This window comes from Streptomyces sp. NPDC087300, assembly GCF_044744425.1.
Taxonomy (GTDB): domain Bacteria; phylum Actinomycetota; class Actinomycetes; order Streptomycetales; family Streptomycetaceae; genus Streptomyces.
The window spans coordinates 575,570-601,188 of record NZ_JBIUYI010000001.1 but is presented as its reverse complement, the minus strand read 5'-3'; the positions used below and the strand labels follow the sequence as shown (position 1 = coordinate 601,188).

General features: G+C 68.3%; 24 protein-coding genes. 13 read left to right on the top strand and 11 right to left on the bottom strand.

Annotated elements, in window-relative coordinates:
• Window positions 1-115: 115 nt before the first annotated feature.
• Complete coding sequence (locus tag ACIO9J_RS02500; RefSeq protein ID WP_401993009.1) at window positions 116-1,201, bottom strand: sensor histidine kinase; 1,086 nt, start codon at window positions 1,199-1,201, stop codon at window positions 116-118.
• Window positions 1,202-1,479: 278 nt separating this feature from the next.
• On the opposite strand from ACIO9J_RS02500, the gene ACIO9J_RS02495 reads away from it, so the two are divergent.
• On the top strand, window positions 1,480-2,130 hold the full coding sequence (locus ACIO9J_RS02495; RefSeq protein WP_401991268.1) for a DUF4328 domain-containing protein: 651 nt from the start codon (window positions 1,480-1,482) through the stop codon (window positions 2,128-2,130).
• Between the two features lie 159 nt (window positions 2,131-2,289).
• Here the strand turns inward: ACIO9J_RS02495 and ACIO9J_RS02490 are convergent, their stop codons facing one another.
• Both ACIO9J_RS02490 and ACIO9J_RS02485 read right to left on the bottom strand, forming a co-directional pair.
• Entirely contained in the window at window positions 2,290-3,921 is a 1,632-nt protein-coding gene (locus tag ACIO9J_RS02490; protein ID WP_401991265.1) for a M4 family metallopeptidase, read from the bottom strand.
• Window positions 3,922-5,187: 1,266 nt separating this feature from the next.
• Entirely contained in the window at window positions 5,188-6,036 is an 849-nt protein-coding gene (locus ACIO9J_RS02485; RefSeq protein WP_401991262.1) for a helix-turn-helix transcriptional regulator, read from the bottom strand.
• A gap of 144 nt (window positions 6,037-6,180) precedes the next feature.
• Here ACIO9J_RS02485 and ACIO9J_RS02480 point away from each other — a divergent pair, with 144 nt between their 5' ends.
• From ACIO9J_RS02480 to ACIO9J_RS02470, 3 genes are all read left to right on the top strand, one after another.
• Window positions 6,181-6,453, top strand: coding sequence for an Atu4866 domain-containing protein (locus ACIO9J_RS02480; protein ID WP_401991259.1), 273 nt, complete (start codon window positions 6,181-6,183; stop codon window positions 6,451-6,453).
• A 68-nt stretch (window positions 6,454-6,521) separates the two neighbouring features.
• Window positions 6,522-7,280 carry an SDR family NAD(P)-dependent oxidoreductase gene (locus ACIO9J_RS02475; protein WP_401991256.1) on the top strand — a complete coding sequence of 253 codons (759 nt, stop codon included), beginning with the start codon at window positions 6,522-6,524 and terminating at the stop codon, window positions 7,278-7,280.
• A gap of 31 nt (window positions 7,281-7,311) precedes the next feature.
• On the top strand, window positions 7,312-8,088 hold the full coding sequence (locus tag ACIO9J_RS02470; RefSeq protein ID WP_401991253.1) for an SDR family NAD(P)-dependent oxidoreductase: 777 nt from the start codon (window positions 7,312-7,314) through the stop codon (window positions 8,086-8,088).
• On the opposite strand, the gene ACIO9J_RS02465 is transcribed toward ACIO9J_RS02470, so the two are convergent.
• Window positions 8,085-8,426, bottom strand: a complete 342-nt coding sequence (locus ACIO9J_RS02465) for a hypothetical protein (RefSeq protein WP_401991250.1) — start codon at window positions 8,424-8,426, stop codon at window positions 8,085-8,087. The genes ACIO9J_RS02470 and ACIO9J_RS02465 overlap by 4 nt on opposite strands.
• Window positions 8,427-8,446: 20 nt before the next feature.
• Complete coding sequence (locus ACIO9J_RS02460; RefSeq protein ID WP_401991247.1) at window positions 8,447-9,898, bottom strand: hypothetical protein; 1,452 nt, start codon at window positions 9,896-9,898, stop codon at window positions 8,447-8,449.
• A gap of 668 nt (window positions 9,899-10,566) precedes the next feature.
• Between ACIO9J_RS02460 and ACIO9J_RS02455 the strand changes: the two genes are divergently transcribed.
• Window positions 10,567-11,412 carry an LLM class flavin-dependent oxidoreductase gene (locus tag ACIO9J_RS02455; RefSeq protein WP_401991244.1) on the top strand — a complete coding sequence of 282 codons (846 nt, stop codon included), beginning with the start codon at window positions 10,567-10,569 and terminating at the stop codon, window positions 11,410-11,412.
• Window positions 11,413-11,667: 255 nt separating this feature from the next.
• Here ACIO9J_RS02455 and ACIO9J_RS02450 read toward each other — a convergent pair whose 3' ends face one another.
• Window positions 11,668-12,267 (bottom strand): GPP34 family phosphoprotein, encoded by a 600-nt coding sequence (locus ACIO9J_RS02450; RefSeq protein WP_401991241.1) that lies wholly within the window; start codon window positions 12,265-12,267, stop codon window positions 11,668-11,670.
• A gap of 390 nt (window positions 12,268-12,657) precedes the next feature.
• On the opposite strand from ACIO9J_RS02450, the gene ACIO9J_RS02445 reads away from it, so the two are divergent.
• Entirely contained in the window at window positions 12,658-13,206 is a 549-nt protein-coding gene (locus tag ACIO9J_RS02445) for an EF-hand domain-containing protein (protein WP_401991238.1), read from the top strand.
• Window positions 13,207-13,343: 137 nt separating this feature from the next.
• A complete protein-coding gene (locus ACIO9J_RS02440) occupies window positions 13,344-13,895 on the top strand; it encodes an EF-hand domain-containing protein (protein WP_401991235.1) in 552 nt (183 codons plus the stop codon).
• Window positions 13,896-14,297: 402 nt separating this feature from the next.
• On the opposite strand, the gene ACIO9J_RS02435 is transcribed toward ACIO9J_RS02440, so the two are convergent.
• Window positions 14,298-15,179, bottom strand: a complete 882-nt coding sequence (locus ACIO9J_RS02435; protein WP_401991232.1) for an SDR family oxidoreductase — start codon at window positions 15,177-15,179, stop codon at window positions 14,298-14,300.
• An 88-nt stretch (window positions 15,180-15,267) separates the two neighbouring features.
• On the opposite strand from ACIO9J_RS02435, the gene ACIO9J_RS02430 reads away from it, so the two are divergent.
• Complete coding sequence (locus tag ACIO9J_RS02430; protein WP_401991229.1) at window positions 15,268-15,846, top strand: TetR/AcrR family transcriptional regulator; 579 nt, start codon at window positions 15,268-15,270, stop codon at window positions 15,844-15,846.
• A gap of 624 nt (window positions 15,847-16,470) precedes the next feature.
• Here the strand turns inward: ACIO9J_RS02430 and ACIO9J_RS02425 are convergent.
• Window positions 16,471-17,610, bottom strand: coding sequence for a PucR family transcriptional regulator (locus tag ACIO9J_RS02425; protein WP_401991226.1), 1,140 nt, complete (start codon window positions 17,608-17,610; stop codon window positions 16,471-16,473).
• An 87-nt stretch (window positions 17,611-17,697) separates the two neighbouring features.
• Here ACIO9J_RS02425 and ACIO9J_RS02420 point away from each other — a divergent pair, with 87 nt between their 5' ends.
• Both ACIO9J_RS02420 and ACIO9J_RS02415 read left to right on the top strand, forming a co-directional pair.
• The gene (locus ACIO9J_RS02420) at window positions 17,698-18,753 is read left to right on the top strand and encodes a ferredoxin reductase (RefSeq protein WP_401991223.1); all 1,056 of its coding nucleotides are present in this window, start codon (window positions 17,698-17,700) and stop codon (window positions 18,751-18,753) included.
• 7 nt (window positions 18,754-18,760) lie between these two features.
• Complete coding sequence (locus tag ACIO9J_RS02415; RefSeq protein ID WP_401991221.1) at window positions 18,761-19,879, top strand: fatty acid desaturase family protein; 1,119 nt, start codon at window positions 18,761-18,763, stop codon at window positions 19,877-19,879.
• A gap of 580 nt (window positions 19,880-20,459) precedes the next feature.
• Here ACIO9J_RS02415 and ACIO9J_RS02410 read toward each other — a convergent pair.
• Complete coding sequence (locus ACIO9J_RS02410) at window positions 20,460-20,717, bottom strand: transposase (protein WP_401991218.1); 258 nt, start codon at window positions 20,715-20,717, stop codon at window positions 20,460-20,462.
• A 236-nt stretch (window positions 20,718-20,953) separates the two neighbouring features.
• Here ACIO9J_RS02410 and ACIO9J_RS02405 point away from each other — a divergent pair, with 236 nt between their 5' ends.
• The 3 genes from ACIO9J_RS02405 (at window position 20,954) to ACIO9J_RS02395 (ending at window position 23,565) form a co-directional block, all read left to right on the top strand.
• Window positions 20,954-21,955: an ArsR/SmtB family transcription factor gene (locus ACIO9J_RS02405; protein WP_401991215.1), complete on the top strand. Its 1,002-nt coding sequence runs from the start codon at window positions 20,954-20,956 to the stop codon at window positions 21,953-21,955.
• A 133-nt stretch (window positions 21,956-22,088) separates the two neighbouring features.
• Window positions 22,089-22,511 carry a peptidase inhibitor family I36 protein gene (locus ACIO9J_RS02400; RefSeq protein ID WP_401991212.1) on the top strand — a complete coding sequence of 141 codons (423 nt, stop codon included), beginning with the start codon at window positions 22,089-22,091 and terminating at the stop codon, window positions 22,509-22,511.
• A 79-nt stretch (window positions 22,512-22,590) separates the two neighbouring features.
• A complete protein-coding gene (locus tag ACIO9J_RS02395; RefSeq protein WP_401991209.1) occupies window positions 22,591-23,565 on the top strand; it encodes a hypothetical protein in 975 nt (324 codons plus the stop codon).
• A gap of 40 nt (window positions 23,566-23,605) precedes the next feature.
• On the opposite strand, the gene ACIO9J_RS02390 is transcribed toward ACIO9J_RS02395, so the two are convergent.
• Both ACIO9J_RS02390 and ACIO9J_RS02385 read right to left on the bottom strand, forming a co-directional pair.
• The gene (locus ACIO9J_RS02390; RefSeq protein WP_401991206.1) at window positions 23,606-23,815 is read right to left on the bottom strand and encodes a hypothetical protein; all 210 of its coding nucleotides are present in this window, start codon (window positions 23,813-23,815) and stop codon (window positions 23,606-23,608) included.
• 113 nt (window positions 23,816-23,928) lie between these two features.
• Window positions 23,929-25,452, bottom strand: a complete 1,524-nt coding sequence (locus ACIO9J_RS02385; RefSeq protein WP_401991203.1) for an aldehyde dehydrogenase family protein — start codon at window positions 25,450-25,452, stop codon at window positions 23,929-23,931.
• Between the last annotated feature and the right edge of the window lie 167 nt (window positions 25,453-25,619).

The window sequence follows — 25,619 nt, the reverse complement described above, 5'->3', positions numbered from 1 at the left end:
GCCCCTATTCAAGGAAACGGGGTGTTGCCGACGCGTATGCAGTTTTCAATACACTGCCGATACGTTCTCGTTTCCGCATTGCCGGCACGCGCATGAGTACGGCCAGGAGAGCACGTCAAGGCGACGGGCGCGCGGGCAGTTCCACCGTGATGCGCAGGCCGCCGGTATCGCGCGGGATGAGGGTGAGGATGCCGTCGTGTGCGCGAGTGATGGTGGTGACGATGGCCAAGCCGAGGCCGACGCCCGTCTGGTGGGCGTGGATACGCTCGGTGCCCCTTTGGAAGGGTTCGGTGAGCGTCGAGATCAGGTGCGGAGGCAGTTTCTCGCCGGTGTTTTCGACCGTGAGCATCACAGTGCCGGGGCGGGCACTGGTGGTAACCCATACCCGCCCTTGTTCGGGCAGATTGTGAACGATCGCGTTGTGCACGAGGTTCATCACCAGTTGCAGCAGCAGCGCAGGCGATCCGCTCGCGGGGGTGATGTCGCCGCGGGTCTCGATGGTGACGCCGTTCTTTTCCGCGAGGGGGAGCAGAGTTTCGGTGGCTTCCTCCGCCATGAGGGACAGGTCGACCTGTTCGCGGGTGAAGGATCGCTGTTCGGCCCGGCTGAGCAGGAGCAATGCTTCAGTGAGGTCGATCGCACGGGTATTGACGGCTTGGAGGCGGTCGAGGACTTCCCCGGTGTCGTGTGAGGGATCGGTGCGGGCCACGTCGAGAAGCGACTTCGAGATGGCCAGCGGCGTGCGAAGTTCGTGCGAGGCGTTCGCCGCGAATCTCTGCTGCTCGGCGACGTGTGATTCAAGCCGTGCGAGCATCGCGTCGAAGGTGTCGGCGAGTTCTCGGAACTCGTCCTGGCGGCCCGGCATTTGGATACGGTGCGAGAGGGATCCCGTGGCGGCGGTGCGCGTGGCGCTGGTGATGCGAGCCAGAGGGGCGAGCATACGACCGGCGAGCATCCATCCTCCCAGGAGGCCGAACACGAGGAGGAACACCATGACCGCGGCTGCCGTTGGCGCGAATCCCTGCACGAATTCGACGACCGGGTTTCTTTTCCATGCCCCTTCCTCGTTGGTCTGCAACCACCCCTGTCGTAGGAGGAACACTCCTACGGCGGCGAGCGCCAAGGCACCGGCGAGCATGAGGAATCCGGCGTAGCTGAGGGTGAGCTTGAGCCGGACACTCAAGCCTGGCGCTCTCTCCACGGTGCTCTCCCTCGTCGTATGACGCTCGCCCTCGACGATCAACACGCGCATGGTCTCGATGTTATGAGCGGACACATATTGTCCGCGTATCAAAAACCGCAGGTACCCGGACAACACCCGCCACCGAAGCCCACGCCACTGAAGACTGACCGTGCAAGTCGCTGCGCTGCACGGCTGTTACGGTCCAGTAGCCAGTCGGTCCGCCTGGCACGCGACGATGCCCAGGCCGGGTGGCGGCGTTGCGCGGCGGACCCAAGCTCCGCCAGGAAAGATGATCTGTGAACGAACGAATAACGGCGCCTGCCTTGTCCCCGATCCGGGGAGCGGCCCGCCTCGCCGTAGCCGCCCTTGTCCTCGCCGGCACGGCCTGGGCGGCCCGAGCCCTGTGGCAGATCCGACTCGCCGCGGCCGGGCAGCCGCCCTCCGGACCGCCGGACCAAGGAGACGGCCAACACCGCCCGTTGACGGCTTTGGAGAACACCTACCACTTCGTCAGTACCTTGGGCGACGTGACCACGGTGCTGTGCGCCATCGCCTTCCTCGCTTGGCTGTGGCGCGCCAGAGACAACGCTCTGGCCTTCTCCGGAAGGCCTCTGCGCGACGCCGGGCCGTGGGTCTACGCAGGCTGGATCGTCCCCATCGTCAACCTGTGGATACCCCGAAGGATCATCGCGGACGTCCACCGCGCCAGCGCCCCCGATGACCGCTTGCCCTGGGTCGTGAACTGGTGGTGGGGCCTCTGGCTGGTGAGCATCCTGAGCGGGACGGGCCTGATGTTCACCGATACCAGCACGGACGCTGTCATCGCCCGTGCCTATACGAACGTCTCCCCGCTGTTGTTGGTCGACGCGGCGGTCGTCGGCGCGGCCGCGACCGGTGTCATGGTCGTCCGTGCGCTCACAGCGGCGCAGCAGAAGCGCATGCGCTAGACCCCGCGGTCCTGGGCCGGTCCGGCATCCGGAGTGGCCTGGGCGCGGAGAGGGCACGGAAAGCAGGCGAGGCTGCTGACGTGCTGACGTGCTGATGCGCTGAACGCGACAGGGGCGGCGTCCGTTTCGGACGCCGCCCCTTAAGTGGCTGATCGAGGGTTACTTGACGTTGACGCCGGTCCAGGCGGCGGCCACGCCCTTGTACTCGGCCGAGTTTGCGCCGTACAGGTCCTTCGCGGCGCTCAGCGTGCCCTTGCGGGCCGCCTTGTAGTCGGTGGTCGACGTGAAGTACGTCGTCAGGGCCTTGAACCAGATCTTCTCGGCCTTGCCGCGGCCGATGCCGAGCACCTTCGAGCCGTCAGCAGTCGGCGAGTTGTAGTCGACGCCGTTGATCCGCTTCTTACCGCTGCCCTCGGACAGCAGGTAGAAGAAGTGGTTGGCGATGCCCGAGGAGTAGTGGACGTCGACGTTGCCGGCGTTGGCGCTCCACTTGTCCAGGGAGGCGCCGTCCTTGCTCGGCTTGTCCATGTAGCGCAGCGGGGTGCCGTCGCCGTTGATGTCGATCTTCTCGCCGACGAGGTAGTCGCCGACGTCCTTGGGGTTCTTGGCCTTGAACTCCACGGCAGCGGCGAAGATGTCGGAGGTGGCCTCGTTCAGGCCGCCGGACTCACCGCTGTACTCCATGTTGCCGGTGGCCGAGGTGACGCCGTGCGTCATCTCGTGGGCGGCGACGTCGATCGAGGTGAGGGGCTTCTTGTTGCCCTCGCCGTCGCCGTACGTCATGCAGAAGCAGCTGTCGTCCCAGAACGCGTTGACGTAGTTGTTGCTGAAGTGGACCCGCGAGGTCGCGCCCTTGCCGTCACCGTTGATGCCGGTGCGGCCGTGCACCGACTTGTAGTAGTCCCAGGTGAGCTGCGCGCCGTAGGCGGCGTCGACGGCGGCGGTCTGCGCGCTCGTGGGCTTGCCGTTGCCCCAAACGTCGTTGGCATCCTTGAACAGCTTGCCGGTGCCGCTCTCCGCGTGGTTCAGGTCGAAGGTGCGGTGGCCGCCTCGGGCCTTGTCGGTCAACTCGTAGCCGCTCGTGGCCTTCTTGGAGCCGACCGTGACCTTGCCGCTGTACTGGCTGTTGCCCGTGCCGTTCTCGATGGCCTGGTACTGGTACAGCTTCTTCCCGGTCGCGGCGTCCGTGATGACGTGGAGCCTGCTGGGCGTACCGTCCTTCTGCACACCGGTGACGACCGTCTCGTACGCGAGGACGGGCTTGCCGGAGGCGGCCCAGATCACCTTGCGCGGAGCCTGCGCGTCGGCCTGCGCGGTCTTCGCCTTCGCGGCGGTCGACTCGGCGGACTCGGCGACGGAGGACTTGCCGAGCTTCGCGTCGGTGGAGGCCACCTTCACCGCGGCCTCGGTCGCCTTGGTGACGCCCTTCAGTTCACCGCTCTTGGCGGTGTGCACGACGAGGTCGCCGCCGAGGACGGGCAGGCCGTCGTAGGTGCGCTCGTAGCGGGTGTGCGTGGTGCCGTCGGCGTCCTTGACGACATCGCGGACGACGAGCTTCTCCTTGGCACCGAGACCGATCCGCTCGGCGGTCGCCGCTCTCTCAGCACTCGCGTCCTGGAGGAGATCCGCTCGGGTCGACACCGAGAGGGCGACAGGAGAGCCGGAAGGCTCGTTGCCCTTGTCCGGCTGGGCCGAGGCGCCGGTGGTCAGTCCGGCGGTGAGCAGCGCTCCGGCGGCGACGGCGGTGGCGATCGCGAGCGTCGAACGCTTACGGGATATGTCAGAGGTCACGCGGGCTCCATCTGTGGGGGCCCGGGAGGCATGGAGGGCCGCCCGGAGCAGAAGAAAGACGCGATGCGGGCGTGCAGCGTGTTGTCGTACGTGCAGCGCGTTGCGGGGAAGAGTGTCATTCCAACCAGGTACATGTCAGCATTTTGACTCGATGTTGGCCGGATGTTGTCCGTTGTGTGATGGTCCACATACGCAATGCGAACAAATCATGAACGTGGGCGGCATCGGCAACGTGCTTTGCGTGCGCAGGAGTTGATCGACGGCTGTGGCGATTCGCGCCGCTGCCGGGTGCGGTGACCGCGCCGGCGACCGCGCCCGCGAGGCAGGCAGGCCCGCTCCTTCAGCAGCCGTGGTGGTGCTGCGGTTTGAAACCGCAGAGGCTGCCGCACCCGACTAGTGCGCCCGCTCGTCGGTGAGCAGCCCACGGTGCGACCGAGGTGGCCTCGGACCAACGCAGCACTGTCAGGTTCGTGGGGGAGCCGACGCCTATGCCGAGGTCGTTCAGTACGAGTCCGTCGCTCTGGCTCAGCAAGCCGGGCGCCGGCTGAACGAGGGTGGGCCAAGGCCGGTCCTGATGACAGCGGCGGCGCGGCCCGCACGGGTGGCGTCTTGTCGGCTGCCCGCTGGGGTGGGCGCATCGGCTCCGTGGCCGCTGTTTCCGTGGCCGCTGTTTCTGTGAGGTCGATCCGGTCGACGCAGATGCTGAGCAACTGCTCGGGCGTGGGCTGCAGTTCCGGCTTTTTGCGCAGACAGGCGACCACGACGGGGCTGAGCGCCCCAGGTATGGCACTGACGTCCGCCTCTTCGTGGACCGCCCGGTACAGCAGTCCGTAAGACTGGCCGTCCCCGAACGCGATTCCGCCGGCCGCCGCGACCAGTACCGCCCGCAGCGCGAACACATCGCACGCGCCCGTGACTTCGAGCCCTTGGGCCTGCTCGCGTGCGATGAAGCCGGGCGTTCCGATGGCGGCTCGTTCGGCGGTCACGCGGGTGCCGTCAGCGGCGTTCTCGTCCAGTGGCCCGCGCCGGGCGAATTCCTCCGCGAGCGTCGGGCCCTCGACGTAGGCACTGGCCATCCACGGCTGCGCGGCAGGGATCGGCGTCCACGACCGCCGCGGTATGGAAACCACCCACCTTGCGGGCGGCCTCAACCTCTTTAGGGAGAGAGCAGACATGGAACCTGACGATGAGGCTCCGATGCCTTGGCTCCGAGGCGGACGTGCACGACCGGCTCGGCGGCGGGGCTCACCGGGCGGGGACGGCTGATCAGCGGTGGGGCCGGGGGACGGGCCCGCGCCGGGTCGCGTGGATGGAGCCGAGCAGGGTGAGGGACTGGGCATTGGGGCTGCCCGGTTCGGCGTGGTAGATGACGAGTTGCTGGCCGGGGGCGTCGCGTACGTCGAAGGCCTGGTAGGTGAGGGTGAGGGGGCCGACGTCCGGGTGGAGGAGGTGTTTGGCGTCCTGGGTCTTGCCGCGTACGACGTGAGCGTTCCAGAGGCGGGTGAAGTCCGCGCTGCGCTCGGTGAGGGTGTGGACGAGTGCGCGCAGCCGTGGGTTGTCCGGGTCGAATCCGGTTGCCTCGCGCAGGTTGGCGACGGTGGCGTGTGCCGCCCGGTCCCAGTCCGTGTAGAAGCTGCGGCCCGCGGGGTCGAGGAAGGTCATGCGGGCCAGGTTGTCCGCCGGTTCGAACGGGGCGTAGAGGGCTTCGGCCAGCGCGTTGACGGCGAGGAGGTCCAGGGTCCTGCTCATGACGAACGCCGGGGTGTTCGGGTAGCCGTCCATCAGCTGTCGCAGTGTAGGGCTGACCCGCTCGGCGGCGTGGACGGAGGACCGGTCGTTCGGCGTGGCGCCGGCCAGCCGGTACAGGTGCGCGCGGGCCTCCGCGTCGAGGAGTAGCGCGCGGCTGAGCGCGTCGACCACCTGGGGTGAGGGGTTGCGCTCGCGGCCCTGTTCCAGGCGGGTGTAGTAGTCGGCGTTCACCCCGGCCAGGACGGCGACCTCCTCGCGGCGCAGTCCGGCGACCCTGCGGACTCCGTGGCTCGCCATCCCGACGTCCTCCGGCCGCAGACCGGCACGGCGTGTGCGCAGGAACTCTCCCAGGTGGTTGTCGTCCATGTGTGCAGGCTAGGCGGCGGCCGGGTGTGCTGCCTGGGTGTGCCGCACCCAGGCAGCACACGTCCTGGTTGATACCCACTGACCTGCGCAGACTCGGTGGAGGTGGTGCGGGAGGACCGCACCGTTCGAGGAGAGGAGTCCGCCATGGCCACGGCCGGGAACGTTGAGGGCGACCACGTCGACGTGGTCGGGATGTGGGTGACCGCGGACGGTCACATCCGTCAGGAGCTGCTGCCGGACGGACGTTACGACGAGGCCCGCGGCGAGCGGCGCAGCGCGTACACCGGCCGGTACACGGTGACCGGCAGCCACCTGGAGTACGTCGACGACACCGGGTTCACCGCGACGGGCGACATCCGGGACGGAGTGCTCTACCACGAGCACCTCGTGCTCTACCGGGAGCAGGAGCCGACGTAACGGAAGCCGTGGTAACGGATGCCGTCGTCAATATCCCCATGACTCAACGAGAATCAAGGACCATATCCATGACAGGACGTCGACTTGACGGCAAGGTCGCGCTGATCACGGGCGCCACCGGCGGCCTCGGCACCGCGACCGCCGAACTCTTCGCCCGCGAAGGCGCCCGGCTGGTGCTCACCGATATCGCCGAAGGCCCCCTACAGGACTTGTCCCACCGGATCGCGGCACGCGGCGCGGACGTCGTCGCCGCCCGCCTCGACGTCTCCTCCGCGCGGGAGTGGGACGAGGTGATCACCGTCGTACGCGACCGGTTCGGAGCGCTGGACGTGCTCGTGAACCTCGCCGGCATCCTGGACTGGCCGGGTATCGAGGACACGCGGGAAGAGGCGTGGGACCGCGTCATCGACGTGAACCAGAAGGGCACTTGGCTCGGCATGAGGGCGGCGATGCCGCTCCTGCGTGCGAGCGGCGACGCGTCGGTGATCAATACGTCGTCCGTACTCGGCCTGGTGGGAAGCGGTGCGGCCGCGGCCTACCAGGCGTCCAAGGGGGCCGTACGCCTGTTGAGCAAGACAGCGGCGGTCGAGTACGCCCGGCAGGGAGTGCGGATCAACTCCGTGCATCCCGGGGTGATCGCCACGCCGATGATCCAGGAACTCCTCGACGACCAGGGCGACCAGCAGCCGGACATCCGACGCACCCCCATGCGCCGGGCCGGCCGCGCCGACGAGGTCGCACCCGCGATCCTCTTCCTGGCCTGCGCCGACTCCTCGTTCGTCACCGGCTCGGAGTTGGTGGTCGACGGCGGGCTCACCGCGCACTGAACGCACACTCACCTTCTCCAGGGACCGCACCATGACACCTGCGACCGCAGCCGCCGCACCATCCGCATCCACCGAGTTCGCCGGGAAGATCGCCCTCGTCACGGGAGCCGCGCGAGGGGTGGGCCGGGAGACCGTGGCGCTCCTCCACGCCCGCGGCGCCCGGGTCGTCGCCCTCGACCTCCGCCCCGACGTCACGAACCTGGCGGAAGAATTTCCCGGCGTCGTCGCGACCAACGGCGACATCACCCAGGAGGAGACCGCCCACCGCGCGGTGGCAACGGCCCTGGACGCCTTCGGTGGACTGGACATCCTCGTGAACAATGCCGGGCGTACCCAGAACAAACCCGTCACCGAAACCACGGCCGAGGACTGGGACACCGTGATGGCGGTCAACGCCCGCGGCTCCTTCTTCTGCGCCCGCGAGGCGTTCCGGGCCATGAAGAGCCGCGGCGGCGGCGCCATCGTCAGCACCGGCTCGTACGCCTCCACCGTCGCTCTGCCCGAAGGCGTCGCCTACAGTGCGTCGAAGGGCGCTCTGGCCCAACTGACCAAGGTGCTCGCCGTCGAGGGCGGCCCGCTGGGCATCCGCGCCAACCTCGTGGCCGCGGGCGTCATCGAGACGGACTTCCTCGACACGATTCGCCCCGACAGCCGCGCCTACCTGGCGTCCTTCGCCGCCGCGCAGCCCATGGGACGTGTGGCGCAGCCCGAGGAGATCGCCGAGGTCCTGTGCTTCCTCGTCTCGCCTCGCTCCAGTTTCGTCACGGGAGCCGTGGTCGCCGCTGACGGCGGTTTCACCGCCGTCTAGCGACGCATCGGACAGCCCATATCGGGCGACCACGGCCGGTCGTGACCTGCGAGGTCACCGGTGGGCGCGACGCGAATGACGGCAACGACGTCGTCGAACGAACGTCGTGCGCGTCGAGCCCACCAGCTAACCCCGAGCGACCTCAGCGGTGTGCGCGGGGGAGTGAGGGCGTCGAGCCCCAGCAGCCGGGCCGGGGCGTCCGTCCAGGGCAGCCGGTGCCCGAGCATGGCTGCGCTGAACAGGGCGCTTTCCAGGGGCCGGGCGGCGAGTGGCCGCCGTCCCTTCGACATGGACGGGGCGGCCTGAACGGCCTCGGCGTCGAAGCTGGGGTTGTTCATGGGAGGCATCCTCAAGGGGGTCACTTGTCGCGCAGCATGTAGGGCTGGTTCGCCGTGATGGCTCCGTCGTAGGGCCGCAACAGCGCGTTGACCCGCTCGCGCAAAGGGGCCTGGGCGCCACGGAGGCTGTCCGAGTACGCCTGCGGGGCGTGCGAGAGCGGGTAGTCGTACGTCTCGTCCAGCCAGGCGAGTTCGAGCCAGTGCTCGGGGATGTCGTTGGGAGAGGCGGGGCCCCGTCCGTCCAAGGTCGGGATCACGTCATGCTCGTTGAGCAGGCTCACGACTTGCGTCGTGTGGTCGGCGGGCCGTTTGGCGTCGATGGGCGAGCCGAGCGCGATGACATGGGTGATCCGGTACTCGGAGGCGACGCCGATGTCCGAGGCCAGGTTCATGGCGGTCAGCCCGCCGAGGCTGTGCCCGATGAGCATCAGCTCGGCTCCGGCCGGCACCCCCGCGCGTGTCAGGAGCGCCTTCACCGCCCTGGTGTAGGTGGTGTCGATGCGGAGCAGACCGTCGAAGGCGCCGACCACGTCCTGCGGCGTGCTGTTGCTGAGCAGCCCGAAGCTCGTCCCGGGCAGCAGCAGGACGAACCGGACGGCGCCGTCCGCGCAGGCGACCCGCCGCAGCAGTACGAGGCCGTGGTTGCCGAGTGCGCCGATGTCGTTGACGTAGCTGACGATGTCGTTGTCGGAACCCGCGAGCATCGCGGCGAGGATCGGGTCGGCGTCCGTGCGTTCCGCCCGGCCCGCACCGGAGTTGAGGTGCTTCAGCAGCGAGCTGGGCAGGCCGAGGAAGGGGTCGGTGGCCGGAATCCCACCGGCGAGGGTCACCCAGGAGAAGTCGTCGTTGACCGGGTTCTCGTCGAGGAGGCCGGTCAGCGCCAGCAGCTCCATGATGACCGGGCTGATGGTGGTGAGGGCACGCGTCACACCCAACCGCTCGACCAGCGCGGACAGCGCCCGCAAGGTCTCCAGACGGTCGCCGCGCACCATCGCGTCGGTGAGCCGCCGGGCACAGGGGGTGTCCAGATTGGGGTGGGCGGCGGCGGCCGCGGCGATGCGCATGGCGAAGGCGTCCACGGCCATCGTGACCGCGGCCGGCCGACGGTAGGTGAGGTTCCCGACGGCACGGGCCAGTTCACCCGCGATGCCTCCGTTGGCACCGAAACCGAGTCCGCGCGGCGAGGTCAGGGCGCGGGCGCAGGACAGCGCGCTGCCCAACGCCCAGGCAGGGTCACGCAGCGCGCGCAGGCCGGTGCGCCAGCTGCTGAGTGCTCCGGTGAGCTCGGCACTGGCCTGCCGGGCGGTCAACGCGGCGTCTGCCAGCAGCACCGACGCCGCCACCAGGAGCTCGGTCTCGGTCGCTTGCCCCTTCTCGGTGCGGGGCCGATGGTCGATCGCCGATGCGCCGGCTGCCGAGCTCTGCTCGGTGACGCTCTGAGGCTTCGAAGGGGCGGTTGCCTGGGGTGTCACGTTGCAACCTCTCGTCACTGAAGGCGCGGCGCTCACCGTCCGCTGCCGATTTCGCGACACATGGTTACAGGAGTTGTGGAGGCAAGACCGTCGCAACGAGTGAAGCGTGTCTGCCGACGGCTGATCAGCCATGGAGCAAACAGGGTTGACGATCCGTGTGCCCCTTGGGAGCGGTGGAAGAGCCACCGGTGAAGGGCGGTGTGCCGGAGGGCATCAGCCGGGATGGATGAATCGGCGGACCGCCATTGACGCCGGCTCCAACGCGGGTGCCACTGGTGGTCTTCTGACTGGTGCCGTGTACACCAACAGCCTTCACCAGTCCCTGTGATCCGGCTGAGCTGCGTATGCCGCAGTGTCTTCGGGGTGCGGGACAACCGGATCGCCGAGTTCAGTCAGGACCGTGCCTGGGCTCGGGGTTGTCTGCCCGCGGGGCGGGTCTCGTAGTCGCGTACATGCCGGCGGGCGTCTCCGGACGGCCTGACTGTAGTTGCTGGGGGCAGGGCTGGCCCGAATTGGCTTGTGCCACCAAATCGACGCGTCCTAGGGTGAGATCACTTCGATGAGACGTTCCCCAGAAGCACGCCGCAGGGCGGGAGCGTTCCACCTCGCTGAGGTGCCGGAGGGGCGGCAGCGGTTTTTGTCGACCCTTCCCTTCGGAGGTCTCCTTCATGAACGTCGGTATCGGTCTGCCCATCGGCGACCCTGCCACCTTGCTCACCTGGGCCCAGCGCGCCGACGCCGGGCCCTTCAGTACGCTCGGCCTGCTCGACCGGCTCGTCTACGACAACCCCGAACCGCTGGTCGCACTCGCCGTCCTCGCGGGCGCCACCTCCCGTATCCGCGTCCAGACCGAGGTACTGCTCGCCCCGCTGCGCGACACCGCGCTCCTCGCCAAGCAGGCCGCCACCGTGGATCGGATGACCGGTGGTCGCCTGGTCCTCGGCTTGGGCGTCGGCGGCCGGGAGGACGACCACCAGGTCACCGGCATCGACAAACGCACCCGGGGCCGACGCCTCGACGAGCAGATGGCGGTCATGCGCCGCCTGTGGTCCGGCGAGCCGTACGGCGACGACGTCGGCCCGATCGGTCCCGCGCCCGCCCGGCCCGGTGGCCCCGAGGTGCTTTTCGGAGGCTTCAAGCCCGCCGCGATCGAACGCGTCGCGCGCTGGGGAGACGGCTTCCTCGCCGCCGCGGCGCCCTCCTGGGCAGGCGACCTGTTCGACACCGCCCGCAAGTTCTGGAAGGAGTACGACCGCGTCGGCGAACCGCGCATTGTCGCGCAGGTCAACGTCGCGCTCGGCCCTCAAGACGTGGTCCACGACGCACAGGCCAATATGCACGCGTACTACACCTTCACCGGCATGGCCGACCGGATGGTAGGCGGAATGCTCACCACGCCGGCCGAGATCCGCGACGCGATCACCGGCTTCACCGACCTCGGCGCCGACGAGGTCATGCTCTACTGCTACGGCCTCGACCCAGACCAGGTAGACCGCCTCACCGATGTCCTATGACGGCGGCCCCTGCTGCGCCCGCTCCCGGGCAGCCTGGGTCTTGAGCCGCGATTCGATACGAGAGGGCGCCCGAGCACCGGCCGCGGGGCTCTGGTGTGGCGCGGCCGGTGAGGTGGCGCCGTCGGCGTCGTGGGGGAAGGGCGGGCCGCGCGAACCTGACCGGAACTGGTCCACGGACATGCCGTAGGCGCCGCCCGACGGCCGTGCGACCGCGTCGCCGTCGGACTCGACCGCGCTCCCGAAGGCGGGCTCGGCTCACGGTCCGCGCCAGAGGTTGGCGAAGGCGGCGTTCTCGATGGTCCGCCTCTGGCGTACGGCCTCCAGCTCCATCACCGCGTCGTGGACGGCGGCCAGCACGGTCGTCACCGCCTCGTCATCGAGGCCGGGCTCATCGTCGGATCGTTCGTCGTCGATGCCCACGACCGAGGCGAGGGAGGCCAGGACGGGTTCTTTCTCTTTCCAGCGGTCGGCTGCACGGCGGCGCGCGGGCGTATCGACCAGTTCCACGCGCTGCGAGCCGAAGGGCAACCGGCCGCTGCGCTGCGGCTTCAGCTCATCGTTCTCCTCCATGGCGGCCTGGTACGCGGCCGAGAGGTCTCGGCCCCGGCGCCACAGCCAGTCCTCGATCCGCTCGTAGGGCGCCTGCTGAGTGAGCCCTGACGCAGCCTCGCCCATGAACCGATCGTCCAGCGTCGGCTGTCCACCCGGCACGATGCGGTCGGCGTCCACGGCGACCGCCCCCGCACCGATGAGATCGATCAGCTCGGCTCCCGCGAGTGCGAGGGACAGGTCGCCCTGTCCCACGGAATGCTTCAGGTCCATGGCGATGATGAACAGATCTTTCGCCGTGGTCATGAGCGGTTCCCCTCGGAGACTTCGACAAAGGTGCGTCCCCACCCACCGGGCCCGTGTCCGAGGCCAGCGCGGCGGCGGGACGACTGTCCCCACCAGTATCGCCCCGCCTGTCGCTCGAGCGGCTGCGAACGGTCGATGAGAAAAAGATCATCAGGCGCGGCGTCTTCGTACGAGTCCTGCCGCACGGAGGGATGAGACATGTTGAAGCATCTGGAGAAGCGTCGAACTTCGGCTCATACCGTGAAGTCCGCGAGCTGACGGCCGACGCGTTCCATGCTGTTGAGTACGGGGACAGCAATCCGCCACATGAACGCACAGGCCCCCTCCTGTTCGCGTCGGCGGCCGGGAATAGGCCTAGTCACACCACTGAGGCGCATTTACCGTGCGCCTATGGGCGAGCTGCGCACACGCAAGTACGAGCGGTGGTTCCGCGCCGCGGACGTCGACGGCGACGGCGCGATAACGCGGCAGGACGTCGTCACGATGAGCGAGCGCTACGTCCGGGCCAGGGGTATCGCCCCCGACTCCCCTCAGGCGCGACAGATGTACGAGACCCTGCACGGGTTCTGGGAGTCCGTGATCGCCCCCGCCGACGCCGACAAGGACGACAGGGTGACCTTGGCGGAGGTCACACAGGCGTTCGCCGCCACTTTCGCCGATCGCACCCGCTACTCCGAGGAACTTGCGCCGGTCGCCGACCGCTTCTTTGACCTCGCCGACGGCGATGGCGACGGTGCGATCAGCCGCACCGAGTTCACACACATCTTCGGAAGCACTGGACGGGCCGCCGACGACGAGTGCGCCGAGGTGTTCAACGCACTCGACCTTGACGCATCCGGAGCCCTCTCGCGGGTCGAATATCACAAAGCCGTCTCCGAGTTCTTCTACGGAGACGATCCCGCCTCGCCGGCCAACCACATCTTCGGCCGTCTCACATAAGGGAATCGGGCTCGCTCCCTTACGCACATCGAGACCTGAAGCTCCGATGGCACCCCGGGAAGTGCCGACTCCAGGTTCCAAGGGTGGGCCGACCAGCTTCAGCGCCCAGACCAACCGCTCCGTTCAAGGAGGCCGCCATGGCGCAGAACAGCACCGAGCAGAAGTTCACCTTCCTGTTCACTTGGTTCGACCGCACTAGCGACGGCTACCTCACCCGCGATGACTTCCAGCAGATCGGTGAGGTGTTCGCCGCGGTAGCGCCGGACGAGAGCAACAAGAGCGCGCTGCGCGAGGCATTCATGCTGTGGTGGGACGTCCTGGGCGAGGCCGGTGCTCCGGACGGTCAGGGCCGCATCGGGCGCCAACAGTTCATCACCGCCATGCGCTCCCACATCGCCGCCGATGCCCAGACCGTCGAACGCCTGGTGACGCCCATCATCGACGCCCTCATGCGCGCCCTGGACACCGACAAGAGCGGCATGCTCACCGCTGATGAGTACGTCCGCATGTACGAGGCCCTCGGTATCGACCCGGCCACCTCCAGCGCGGCCTTCCAGCGCCTCGACCGCGACGGCAGCGGCACCATCACCCACGACGAGTTCCGCACCGCCATCGAGGAGTTCTACCTCAGCACCGACACCGAGGCACCCGGCAACTGGCTGCTCGGCTCGCCACTATCGAGCAACTGATTGGTCCCGATGAGCTCAGGCGCCCTGTGCCCGCAGCCAGCGAACGTGAGGCGCCGGCCGTCCGCCCGCAGGTGATCCGCTCGGGTCGGAGGGCGCAGGCCGGACAGTGCGGCAGCGGTACTGGGCGCTGCTTGGAGGGGAACTGATTCTGCTGCGCTTCGCGTTGAACGACTCGGCGATGGTGCCGCGGGTTCGCTCGGCTGCTTTGAGGGCGTCGACGACGAGATCGGCGCGCATGTGGTCGGCGATCGCCCACCCGGCGGATCCAGTTCCGCAAAGATCCTGAAGTCCACTATCTCAAGTGTCCAAGATCAGGGGTGCGGGTCCAACCGGGGGTATACGAGCCCTTTGCCGGCAACCCATTGAGCCAGCCCCAGACGGTCCCCTTCGAGCGAGGGCGCGTCAGGGCTGAATGTTCTCCAGGTCCTTGAAGAGGCTGGGGTGGGTCGGCTGCCAGCCAAGGGCATCGCGGGTGTGGGCGCTGGACGCCGGCTGGTCCATGGCGAAAATCGGGCCGAACGGGCCGAAGCTCTCCTGCGGAACCTCCTCGACCGACAGGCCCAGTCGCCGGCCGATAATCGCGGCGATGTCCCGCACGGTGTCGCCCTCGTCGGCGACGGCATGCCAGGCCGTCCCGGCCGGTGCCGACTCCAGGACCAGACGGAACAGGACCGCTGCGTCGAACGTATGCACGGCCGGCCAGCGCTGGGTGCCGTCGCCCGGGTAGCCCGCCACCCCGGTGCGGCGCGCCGCGTCAGCCAACAGGCCGGCGAATCCGCCCTGACCCTCATTGTGGACCGTGCGCGGCATGCGGACAGCCATGCTGCGCAGACCGCGCGAGGCGAGATCCAGCAGCGCTGTGACCGAACGGCCTCGACCGCCCACCGGCCCGTCGGTCGGCAGCGGATCGGCCTCGGTGGAGGCGCGTCCCGGCACCCACGGCGTACCCGAGACCGTGACGATCGGGCGGTCGCTTCCGATGAGTTCCTGCCCCAGCGCGGTGAGAGCGGCGCTCTCCTTGGCGATGGCCTGCGCGAGCGCATCCGGACTGCCGTAGTCGCGTCCGAACGCCAGACTGATCACGCCGTCGGACTGCGCGGCGCCGGACCGCAGGACGTCGAGGTCCGCCAGATCCCCTCGCAACACCGTGGCACCAGCGTTCTCGAGGAGCTGCGCGGAGCCGTCCGAGCGAGCCAGCGCGAGAACGGTGTGACCGTTGCCGAGCAGTTCGGTGACGACAGCGGATCCGATGGTTCCGGTACCGCCGGTGACGAAGACGTGCATGAGCCCTCCTCGAAAGTGATGGGACCGTTGTCCCATCACTGACCATACATGGTGATGGGACAACGGTCCCATCACCTATCCTGGTCTCATGGCTAGATGGCAACCAGGGGCGACCCAGCGACTCGTCGTCGCGGCCGTCGACCTGTTCACCGAGCAGGGTTACGACGCCACCACGGTGGCGCAGATCGCCGAGCGCGCCGGCGTCACCAAGAGCACCTTCTTCCGGCACTTTTCAGACAAGCGCGAGCTACTAGTCGCTGGTCAGGAGACGCTCAGCAGGCTGCTTGCCGACGGCATCACCGAGGCTCCGGCGGACGCCAGCCCGCTTCAGGCGGTGGCAGCCGGCCTCGAGCGCGCATCGAGCGCCATGGGACCGACGAACCGCGAACTCGGCCCCCGCCTCAAAGCAGCGGTGGCAGCCAGCACCGAACTTCAGGAGCGTGACGCCCTCAAGAGCATCGGTCTCGCGGCCGCCATGACGGCCGCGCTCATCGCCCGCGGTGTCCCCGAATCGACCGCGCATGTCGCGGGCGAGCTGGGAGTCCTCGCGTTCAAGCGAGGCTATGCCCAGTGGTCCGAGAGCCATCGTGATGACGCAGAAGGACTCGCGCCACATGCACTGGCAGCCTTGGAAGACCTGCGTGCGGCAACTGCATCGCTGGGCTGACCGATGCCGCCGGCCGGGCCCTGTCGGCGCCATGGGTACTGCGCCACCTACGAGTCCTGCTCGTCCTGACAAACCTCGAAGTCAACCAAGGTGGCGGAGGCTCAGTGGATGAATCTGCGGGCGAGGGCCGTCACGCCCTCGTCCGCAGACGTTTCTGGGCCGTGCCTCTTGCGGGAGGCTGGTCCGCCGGGCGATAAGGGCCGAAAACGGCTGCAACTCCGGACGTGCCTCGCCGGTCGGGCTTCTGCCGTGCCAGATGTCCACATGGACCTCGTTCTGGCTGGAGCCCTGTGGTGTCGGCGTACACCCGAATGTGGTCAGTGACGATGGGGGTGCGGGATCTTGGAAGATTTCCGTGAAGAGGTGACGGGGCGTCACGCCGGTGCCACCGTCATTCGTGTGTGCTGGCCTGCTGGGGATCGTGTCTCCGCATCTGGATGTGGTCTTGATGGAGCGGGTCTGAATGCGGTCCCTGTGGAGCGGGTGTGGGTGGAGGGTGGGACGGTGCGTGTCGTTGCCCGTACCCGTGACGGAGTAGGGATGATCTGCATCGGCCCCGCCCCCGACGGGCTTCCCCAGGCTCTGTCTGGACGCGGACGCGCTCGTGGACGGTCGAAGTGCGCGTCAGACGTTCCGAAGACTGACCGCCAGCGTCAGTTCCAGGACCCGGTGTGGCGATGCGAGATCCGGAAACAGCTCCCGCAGCTGTGACATCCGGTACCGGACGGTCTGGGGATGGACGAACAACGCCGCCGCCACCTCCTCCCGCCGGCCCTGGTGCAGCAGCCACGCCCGCAACGTCTCCTCAAGGCGTCGCGCGGTCGCGACAGGCAACGTCCGCAAAGGTGCGAGGGCTCGGGCACGCAGGTCTGCGAACGCGTCCGCGTCGGCGCTCAGTACCAACTCGGGCAGGTGGTTCTCGGTGTCGCGAATGTCAGAGGAGAGGGAGCGCGCGCGTACGGCTCGTGTGTAGGAAGCGGACGCGCGAGTCCACGGACGGGCCGGGCCGACCACGGCGGTGCGGTCGGTCAGCTGCCGCAAGAGACGTGATCGGTCGGCATCGGGGACGAGCAGCAAGCCTGTGGCGTCCGGGAGATCGTCGAGGACGAGGGTGCTCGGGTCGAGCGTGCGGTAGGCAGGCCGGGCCTGGGCCGCGGGGAGCAGGACCGCGGTCAGTGAAACGGGAGGCTGCCACCCGGCCCGTTGAACAGAGGCCAGCAGCACGTCCGGGCTCGCGCCGGCGAGGAGGTCGCGGGCCAGGTGTTCCAGGTGGAGCTCATGAGCCCGGCCCCTGGCGGCCAGCTCGTCGGCGTGACCCGCGGCGCTCGCGGCGGAGAGCTCGTCGATGTAGGCGAAGGTCAGCTCGGCGAACTTGGCTACCTCGGCGGCGGGCAGACCTGCGGGTACGGCACCCGCTGCCAGGCACCGCCAGGCCACGCGGGCGCCGACGCGGTAGGCGCCGAGGAGGGCGTCCATCGAACGGCCGTCACGTACCTCACCGCGGCCCAGCTCGTAGGCCGCGTCACCGGCGTCGCCGCCTGTGGCCTGACCGCTCGCGAGGTCCAGGTAGTGCCCCAGGGCGGTGCGGACGGCTCGACGGATGGTGCCGCCCATGCGGCCCGAAAGGGCACCTGCGTAAGGAGGGACCTCGTCGATGATCGCCTGGACGACCTCGTCGGCAGTGGCCTTCAGTGTGGCCCGAAGCGCGTTGACCGTCGTCTCGTCCAGGGCCAACTCGCTGGCCCTCTGGATTGCATGGCTCACGTTTTTGTTCCCTGCGAACAATTCAGTCGACCAGATTTACGCCTTACGGTCAGGACTTTACGCCTTGAGGCGCAGCAAGCTGAAGCCATGACGAGTACAGCCGTCCGCAGCAGGGCGTGGAAACTGCTGGAGATGGTCACGACGCCGCTGCTGCCGTCGGACTACCTCGACCTGGTCAGCCCGCTGCGGGCTGGCGCAGACCTGCGTGGGCGCATCGAGGCCGTGCGCCCCGAGACGGGTGACGCCGCGACCATCGTGATCAGGCCGGGACGGGGCTGGCGCGGGCACACAGCCGGTCAGTACGTGCGGATCGGGGTGGATGTCGACGGGGTGCGCCTGTGGCGTGCCTACTCCATCACCTCGCCGACGCACCGCCAGGACGGCCGCATCACGATCACCGTGAAGGCGATCCCGAACGGCAAGGTCAGCAACCATCTGGTCCGCAGGGCGCAACCGGGGACGCTCATCCAGCTCGACCAGCCGACCGGTGACTTCGTGCTGCCGCAGGCCAAGCCCGCCAAGGTGCTCTACCTGACGGCCGGCAGCGGCATCACTCCCGTGATGGGCATGCTGCGCGACACCGAGTTCGACGACGTCGTCATGGTCCACTGCGCGCCGCAGCCGCAAGACGTGATCTTCCGCGACGAACTGCACGGCCTGGTCGCGGACAAGAAGCTCCGGCTCACCGAGGTGCACACCGACACGGACGGCATGCTCGACATCGCCCGTCTCGCCGAGCTCGTGCCCGACTGGGCCGAGCGCGAGACCTGGGCTTGCGGGCCCGCTGGCCTGCTGGACGCCGCCGAAGAGTACTGGCGCGGGCACGGCGTGCCAGAGCGCCTGCACACCGAACGTTTCCGCCCCGGCGTCGTCGTCGCCGGTGAAGGCGGCGAGGTCACGTTCAGCGCGACCGGCAAGACCGTCGACGCGGACGGCGCCACGCCGTTGCTGGACATCGGCGAGCAGGTCGGCGTGCTCATGCCGTCCGGGTGCCGCATGGGCATCTGCTTCGGCTGCGTCACGCCGCTCAAGGCGGGCGCCGTCCGCGATCTGCGCACCGGCGAGATCACCGAGGCCGAGCCGGGCGTCCTCATCCAGACCTGCGTGTCCGCCGCTGCGGGCCCCTGCGACATCGAACGGTAGGAGCACCTTGACCGCCATCGACCCCACCGCCCACCTGACCGCGGAGCAGATCGAGGAGCTGGGCCGCGAGCTGGACGCGATCCGCGACGAGGTGATCGCCGACCGCGGCGAGAAGGACGCCGCCTACATCCGCAAGGTCATCTCGGCACAGCGCAAGCTTGAGCTGGTCAGCAGGGGCGTACTGCTGTTCTCGATCTTCCCGCCCGCGTGGGTGGTCGGCACTGCGGGGCTGTCCGTGGCGAAGATCATGGACAACATGGAGATCGGCCACAACATCCTGCACGGCCAGTGGGACTGGATGCGGGACCCGAAGATCCACTCCACCACCTGGGAGTGGGACCACGTCTCGCCGTCCGACCAGTGGAAGCACTCGCACAACGAGCTGCACCACACGTACACCAACGTGATCGGCAAGGACAACGACCTCGGCTACGGCATCATGCGCGTCGACGAGGACCAGAAGTGGCACCCGTTCCACCTCGGCCAGCCGCTGTGGAACTTCCTCAACGCCTGCTTCTTCGAGTACGGCATCGCGGCGTACGACCTGGAGCTCGGCAAGAACCTGCACAAGCGTCGTCGCAAAAGCCCGGAGTTCCGCGCGCGGGCCAAGGCCGTGGGCCGCAAGATCCGCAAGCAGGTGCTCAAGGACTACGTGATCCACCCGCTGCTCTCGGGCCCCTCTTTCCTCCCCACGCTCGCCGCCACGTTCACCGCGAACATGGTCCGCAACCTCTGGACCCACTCGGTCATCATGTGCGGGCACTTCCCCGAGGGCGTGCAGGTCTTCGAGCGCCGGTCGATCAACGGCGAGACGCGCGGCCAGTGGTACCTGCGCCAGATGATGGGCTCGGCGAACATCAGCGGCAGCAAGGCCATGCACTTCATGACCGGCAACCTGTCGCACCAGATCGAGCACCACCTGTTCCCGGACCTGCCGAGCAACCGGTACGCCGAAGTCGCGGTGAAGGTGCGCGCGCTGTTCGAGAAGTACGAGCTGGAGTACGTCACCGGGCCGCTGCCCAAGCAGGTGTTCTCCGCGTGGCACAAGGTCTTCCGGCTCTCGCTGCCGAACAAGAAGCCCAAGGTCAAAACGCCGGACCGCGAGCAGGCTCTCGTCGCGGCCTGATTGCCGGCATTGGCTCAGATCTTTGGCTCTGTCGCTGTGGCAGTGGCCGCATCGCGGGGCCGGAGCCTCGCTCGGGTGGTCCTCACCGGTAGCTCGTGGTGTGCGGGAGTTGACCCCAGGCAGGCGACGGCTGCGGGGGCGAGCTGGACGGCTCGTGACCGTGGAGATGCGGAGCGGCGCGCCAGCGGTGCGTACTGCTGTTGGTCGTGCCGCAAGCCAGGGTCAGTGACGAGGCCGCGGGGGCATCCAGGCGCAGCGCATGGGCCGCGACGCGGGTCGAGACGGGCGATAAACTCCACCCCTTCCGTGGTACTGCACAAGTTGCAGTCTCCGTGCGAGTAAACCCCCGTGGTACTTACAGCTCAACCCGTCGTGGGACGTGCCCTGGGCGCACTCCGCATAGCCTTTTCGGCGCAACGCAAACCGAACATTGCGGGGGAATCGATGCGAGTGTGTTCCATTGCTGAGCTCAATTACGCGAAGGCTCTCTCAACTGGTCACTCGCGAGCAGATTGAACATCCTTCCGAACGCGCCCATGTCACTCACCCCTCTCGCCGAAATTGGTCGTGGTCGTCCGGCTCACCGGCCGGATCCCCCTTTTGAGGCACCGACGGCGTGCTGGTGGGCGCGAACGATCGTGGGATCGACCCCAACAAGCCAGTCGAGATCACCATCCATGTCCGCGTCGGCGTGCAAAGCGACGAGGACTCGGTGCCAGGTGCCATCGCGGGCCCAACGGGTGAACCGGTCAAACACCGTCTGCCACGGAGGACACTCGTCCGGCAAGTCACGCCAGGCGAGGTAGTCGTGGTACTTGAACGCCACCGCGTCGATCACCCGCCGGACCTGCCCCCTCGCGTCAAGACGGACCTGCGGTACGGCGCACGCGCGGGGCCCTCTCAGCCGGGGGACCGGGATTGTTCCGCGCACCGGTTCGGGGATGCGGAACAAACAACCGACCCGAAGACTCCACCCCGCGGCCGACGGATTCAGGCAACCAGTTCCGTGACCTGCCGCCCGTCGTGGGCGCAGAACCGGGCACGTCGAACAGGGGTGAGGATGTGCGTATCAACATGACGAGTGACGACCTGCTGTGCATCCGGATGGCGTCCACGCCCGATCCGATGTGGGAGCTGGTCCTGAGCGTCCAGCGATTACGCGACGGTGCTCCCGCCTCCCGCCATGGCATCTGGCGACAACGGGTGCGCCACCAGGCGATGAACAGGGGCGATCTCCTGGGACGTGTGCGCCGGGTCCTCATGCCGCTACTGCCCAGCTCCGGGGTCGTACCGGACTTCCTGGTCCCGGACGGCGACGCGCGGGACGGCGTCGGCGTCCGGATCGCGGCGATCGCCCCTGCGCCCGTCGACGGGCTCCTGGGGCAGCCGGGTCGGGAGCGAGTCACCTCTCGCATGACGCGTCAGGAACGGCCGCAGCACAAGGAGAGGAGGCCGGGCCGAGACGACCTGCGGTCACTCCTGTGGGACTACTACGCGTGCGCGATCAGGCCGCACTGGGAGGAGATCCGAAGCAGCGTGGAGAGCGACCGGCTGCTGCGTGCCCGCTCCTTCCTGGACGGCGGCATCCACGGGCACCTGCGTAGCTACGCACCGTTCATGCGCTGGGAGCCGCCGGTGTTGCACGTTCCGGGGGACGCGGGCCGGGACCTGTACCTGGACGGAAGAGGCTTGCTCCTGGTCCCTTCGCACTTCTGCGGTGGCAGAGCCTACTTGCGTTGCGGTCCCGGCAGGCCCGCCGTCCTCATCCACCCCGCTGCACAGTCAACCCCCGGAGCAGCAGCAGCGAACAGAGCACTGGCCCGGGTGCTGGGGAGTACACGTGCCGCCATCCTCGTCGCGGCGGGAACCGCCACCACCTCCGGTGAACTGGGCCGTTGCGCAGGGGTATCGGCGCCCGCGGTCAGCCATCACCTCTCGGCCCTGCGCAACTGCGGACTACTGCGGTCCTTCCGGCACGGGTCGGTCGTGCTGCACGTCCGCACGCCGACCGGCTCCTCGCTGGTCAGGTCGGCCGTCGTCGAAACCTCCACCCCGACCCCCGCGGGCGTCCATTGACCGACTCCAGCCATGGGCCTGGGACTTACCTGGGCGTTTCGATGCTGCTGGAAGACGGTTCCCGGCGCCCAAGGGCCCCCAGCACGATAGCCGAGGGCGGCAGGACGGCCGCTCTCACACAACGGGAGGACCCATGTACCTCAAGCGCTCCATGGTCGCCGCAGTCGTGGCGCTGGCCGCCGCGGGCAGCGGGCTGGCGTTGTCGGCGCCCGCTTCCGCCGCAACCGCCGCGCCTACCGCAGCCAGCTGCTCCTCAGGCTACGCCTGCCTTTTCTACCACCCCGGCTACACCGGAGCCGTCTACAAGCAGTACAACAACGACACGAACTACGGCAATAACCACTTCGTCACCAGCACGTCCTCTCACGGAAGCGAAGGGGCCGGCCAAGTAGTGCGAAACAACGCCGGCTCGGTCGACAACTGGGACTTCAACAACTCCATCACCATCTACTACAGCCCGGGCTACGGGGGAGCCCACCAGACCATCTCCGCCGGCGGGCGGGCGAACCTCAACTCGTCCTTGCACAACAACAACGCGTCCGGAAAGTTCAGTTGACCCAGCCAGGTGTCCCAGGTGCGCCGTTCGCCATCGCGGACGGCGCACCACCCATCGCACTCGAGAAGGGCCGTACCTCATGACGCTGATCGGCGCCGCCCTCAGAACGCGGGGAACGGCCGTGGCAGGGCTGGTCGTGCTGGTGCTCACCGCCGGATGCGCCTGCGGGGGCCCCGGGCATCCCTCCGGTGGCGCGCGTCCCACCGCCGCCGCGCCGAAGGTCGCCGCGATCCCGCGGCTCGTGTCTGCGGCAGACAAACAGCTGCCGGTCCAGGGTTTTCTCCTGACCAACGCGCAACAGGACCGCCTCGACCTGGCCAAGGCGGTGCTCGTCCAGCGGTGCATGGCCCGCTTCGGCTTCGCCTACCGGGCCCCGGTCGTGCCGCAGCAGTTCAGGCCCCGCACGCTCACCCAGCTGCGGTACGGCATCACCGATGCCGCCGCCGCGGCCCGCCACGGGTACACCCCGGCCGGCGCCGGCCGGCAGCAGCCGCACCGGGTGCCGGCCGAGTCTCTGCCCGCCCAGGAGACCCTCGTGCTGAACGGCTCGAACGACCCCCACGTCAAGCCGGGTTCAACGAGTGCCCACAGCGGTACGCGGGTTGCCGGTCGGACGGTGCCAGCGGGCGGGTGCCGGGGCGAGGCGCTGCGGGGGCTGCGCTCCGACAACCGTCAGGCGGGTGGTGACGCCCCGCTCGTCGACCGCATCAACGTCGAGACGTTTCAGGCATCCCGGCGGGACGACCGCGTGTTGAGGGCGTACGGCAGGTGGTCTGGCTGCATGAAGAGACACGGTTACCGCTACGCGAGCCCGGACGAAGCCGCGGGCGATCCTGCCTGGCGTACGGCGACGGCCTCGGCCCGCGAACGTTCCGTGGCCGCCACCGATGCGCGCTGCAAGGCCCAGACCAATCTGGTGGGTGTGTGGTACGCCGTGGAACTCGCTTACCAGCTTCGTGTGGTCAAGCAGCACGCTGACGAGCTGGCGCGGGTCAGGGCGGATGCGCTCCTGCGGCAGCGTCTCGCTGCTGCGGTGCTGAAGGAGCGCCCTTAGGCCGCTTAGTCGAGAAACTGGTCCGCGGCATGGACCACATTCACGCCTGGCGGCCGAAGCCGGCCAGGTGGCCGGCGGGCAGCCAGGGCCAGCGTGCCGCACGGCACTCGGGGCTTCCGTGGAGCTTGCCCTTGCCCGTTGCCGAGGCGTGGCAGGTGCTGGGGTGTCCCGGGTCGGTCCGAGGGGGAACCTCGGGCCTGAAGATCGGGCCGAGCATGACGTGGCGGAGCTCACCGGTAGCCGAGGGCATACCGGCAGGCTAGGTCGACGGTCGACCTGGTGCAGCCCGTTGCTTACCCGGAGTGACTCCCGTGTCGGACTGCCTGGAGGGCAACGGCGTCTCCAGGCAACCGACTTCAGGCTCTAGAAGAACCCAAGTTTCTTTGGACTGTACGAAACAAGAAGGTTCTTCGTCTGCTGGTAGTGCTCCAGCATCATCTTGTGCGTCTCACGGCCGATGCCGGACTGCTTGTAACCGCCGAAGGCCGCGTGCGCGGGGTACGCGTGGTAACAGTTCGTCCAGACCCGCCCCGCCTGGATCGAACGGCCCGCTCGATAGGCCGTGTTGATGTCCCGCGTCCACACCCCGGCGCCCAGGCCGTAGAGCGTGTCATTGGCGATTTTGATCGCGTCGTCGAAGTCGTTGAACGACGAGACGGACACGACGGGGCCGAAGATCTCCTCCTGGAAGATCCGCATGCGGTTGTCGCCCTCGAAGATGGTCGGCTGAACGTAATAGCCGCCGGCCAGTTCGCCGTCGTGCTCGATGCGCTGACCGCCCGTCAGGACCTTCGCGCCTTCCTGCTGGCCGATGTCCAGGTAGGAGAGGATCTTCTCCAGCTGGTCGTTGGAGGCCTGCGCGCCGATCATCGTGTCGGTGTCTAGCGGATGCCCGCCCTTGATCTGCTCCGTGCGGGCGATCGCCGCCTCGATGAACTCACTGTAGTGGCCGCGCTGCACGAGCGCCCTCGACGGGCAGGTGCAGACCTCACCCTGGTTGAGCGCGAACATCGTGAAGCCTTCGAGTGCCTTGTCCCGGAAGTCGTCGTTCGCGGCCCACACGTCGTCGAAGAAGATGTTCGGCGACTTGCCGCCCAGCTCCAGCGTGACCGGCTTGATGTTCTCCGAGGCGTACTGCATGATCAACCGCCCCGTCGTCGTCTCCCCGGTGAAGGCGACCTTGGCGACGCGCGGACTCGACGCGAGCGGCTTGCCCGCCTCGACGCCGAACCCGTTGACGATGTTGACGACACCGGCGGGCAGCAGATCCGCCACCAGGCTCATCCAGTAGTGGATCGAGGCCGGGGTCTGCTCCGCGGGCTTCAGGACGACGGCGTTTCCGGCCGCGAGCGCCGGCGCCATTTTCCAGGTCGCCATGAGGATCGGGAAGTTCCACGGAATGATCTGCGCGACGACGCCCAGCGGCTCATGGAAGTGGTACGCGATGGTGTCCTCGTCGACCTCGCTCAGCGACCCCTCCTGCGCGCGGATGACACCCGCGAAGTACCGGAAGTGATCGATGGCGAGCGGTATGTCGGCGGCCAGCGTCTCGCGGATCGGCTTGCCGTTCTCCCAGCTCTCGGCGACCGCCAGCTTTTCGAGGTTGGCCTCCATCCGGTCGGCGATCTTGCGCAGGACGTCCGCACGCTCGGTGACGGACGTACGCCCCCACGCCGGCGCGGCCGCGTGCGCCGCGTCGAGGGCACGCTCGACGTCCTCCGCCGTGCCACGGGCGATCTCGGTGAAGGCCTGACCGTTGACCGGACTCGGGTTCTCGAAGTACTGGCCGCGGGCGGGCGCCACGTACTCGCCGCCGATGAAGTGGTCGTACCTCGACTGGTAGGAGACGATCGCGCCCTCGGCGCCGGGCGCTGCGTAACGGGTCATCTTGGCTGGCCTCCCGGGGAAGGCTGCCCGCCGTTGGGCAGCTCTCGCCCGGAGGCTAGGAGCGCGGACGTTGCATCTACGTTGCGGTGCTCACCTCGTATCGGGGGGGGGCTTGACGGGGCAGAGTCGTAGGCGGCGGTGGGGGCTGGTTGCCCCGGGTGACCCGG

Bases quoted from the DNA above. Each gene is read 5' to 3' on its own strand.
- ACIO9J_RS02485 (WP_401991262.1), bottom strand. From the start codon at position 6,036: ATGGACGACAACCACCTGGGAGAGTTCCTGCGCACACGCCGTGCCGGT.
- ACIO9J_RS02480 (WP_401991259.1), top strand. From the start codon at position 6,181: ATGGCCACGGCCGGGAACGTTGAGGGCGACCACGTCGACGTGGTCGGG.
- ACIO9J_RS02475 (WP_401991256.1), top strand. From the start codon at position 6,522: ATGACAGGACGTCGACTTGACGGCAAGGTCGCGCTGATCACGGGCGCC.
- ACIO9J_RS02470 (WP_401991253.1), top strand. From the start codon at position 7,312: ATGACACCTGCGACCGCAGCCGCCGCACCATCCGCATCCACCGAGTTC.
- ACIO9J_RS02465 (WP_401991250.1), bottom strand. From the start codon at position 8,426: ATGAACAACCCCAGCTTCGACGCCGAGGCCGTTCAGGCCGCCCCGTCC.
- ACIO9J_RS02455 (WP_401991244.1), top strand. From the start codon at position 10,567: ATGAACGTCGGTATCGGTCTGCCCATCGGCGACCCTGCCACCTTGCTC.
- ACIO9J_RS02450 (WP_401991241.1), bottom strand. From the start codon at position 12,267: ATGACCACGGCGAAAGATCTGTTCATCATCGCCATGGACCTGAAGCAT.
- ACIO9J_RS02445 (WP_401991238.1), top strand. From the start codon at position 12,658: ATGGGCGAGCTGCGCACACGCAAGTACGAGCGGTGGTTCCGCGCCGCG.
- ACIO9J_RS02440 (WP_401991235.1), top strand. From the start codon at position 13,344: ATGGCGCAGAACAGCACCGAGCAGAAGTTCACCTTCCTGTTCACTTGG.
- ACIO9J_RS02435 (WP_401991232.1), bottom strand. From the start codon at position 15,179: ATGCACGTCTTCGTCACCGGCGGTACCGGAACCATCGGATCCGCTGTC.
- ACIO9J_RS02430 (WP_401991229.1), top strand. From the start codon at position 15,268: ATGGCTAGATGGCAACCAGGGGCGACCCAGCGACTCGTCGTCGCGGCC.
- ACIO9J_RS02420 (WP_401991223.1), top strand. From the start codon at position 17,698: ATGACGAGTACAGCCGTCCGCAGCAGGGCGTGGAAACTGCTGGAGATG.
- ACIO9J_RS02405 (WP_401991215.1), top strand. From the start codon at position 20,954: ATGACGAGTGACGACCTGCTGTGCATCCGGATGGCGTCCACGCCCGAT.
- ACIO9J_RS02400 (WP_401991212.1), top strand. From the start codon at position 22,089: ATGTACCTCAAGCGCTCCATGGTCGCCGCAGTCGTGGCGCTGGCCGCC.
- ACIO9J_RS02395 (WP_401991209.1), top strand. From the start codon at position 22,591: ATGACGCTGATCGGCGCCGCCCTCAGAACGCGGGGAACGGCCGTGGCA.
- ACIO9J_RS02390 (WP_401991206.1), bottom strand. From the start codon at position 23,815: ATGCCCTCGGCTACCGGTGAGCTCCGCCACGTCATGCTCGGCCCGATC.
- ACIO9J_RS02385 (WP_401991203.1), bottom strand. From the start codon at position 25,452: ATGACCCGTTACGCAGCGCCCGGCGCCGAGGGCGCGATCGTCTCCTAC.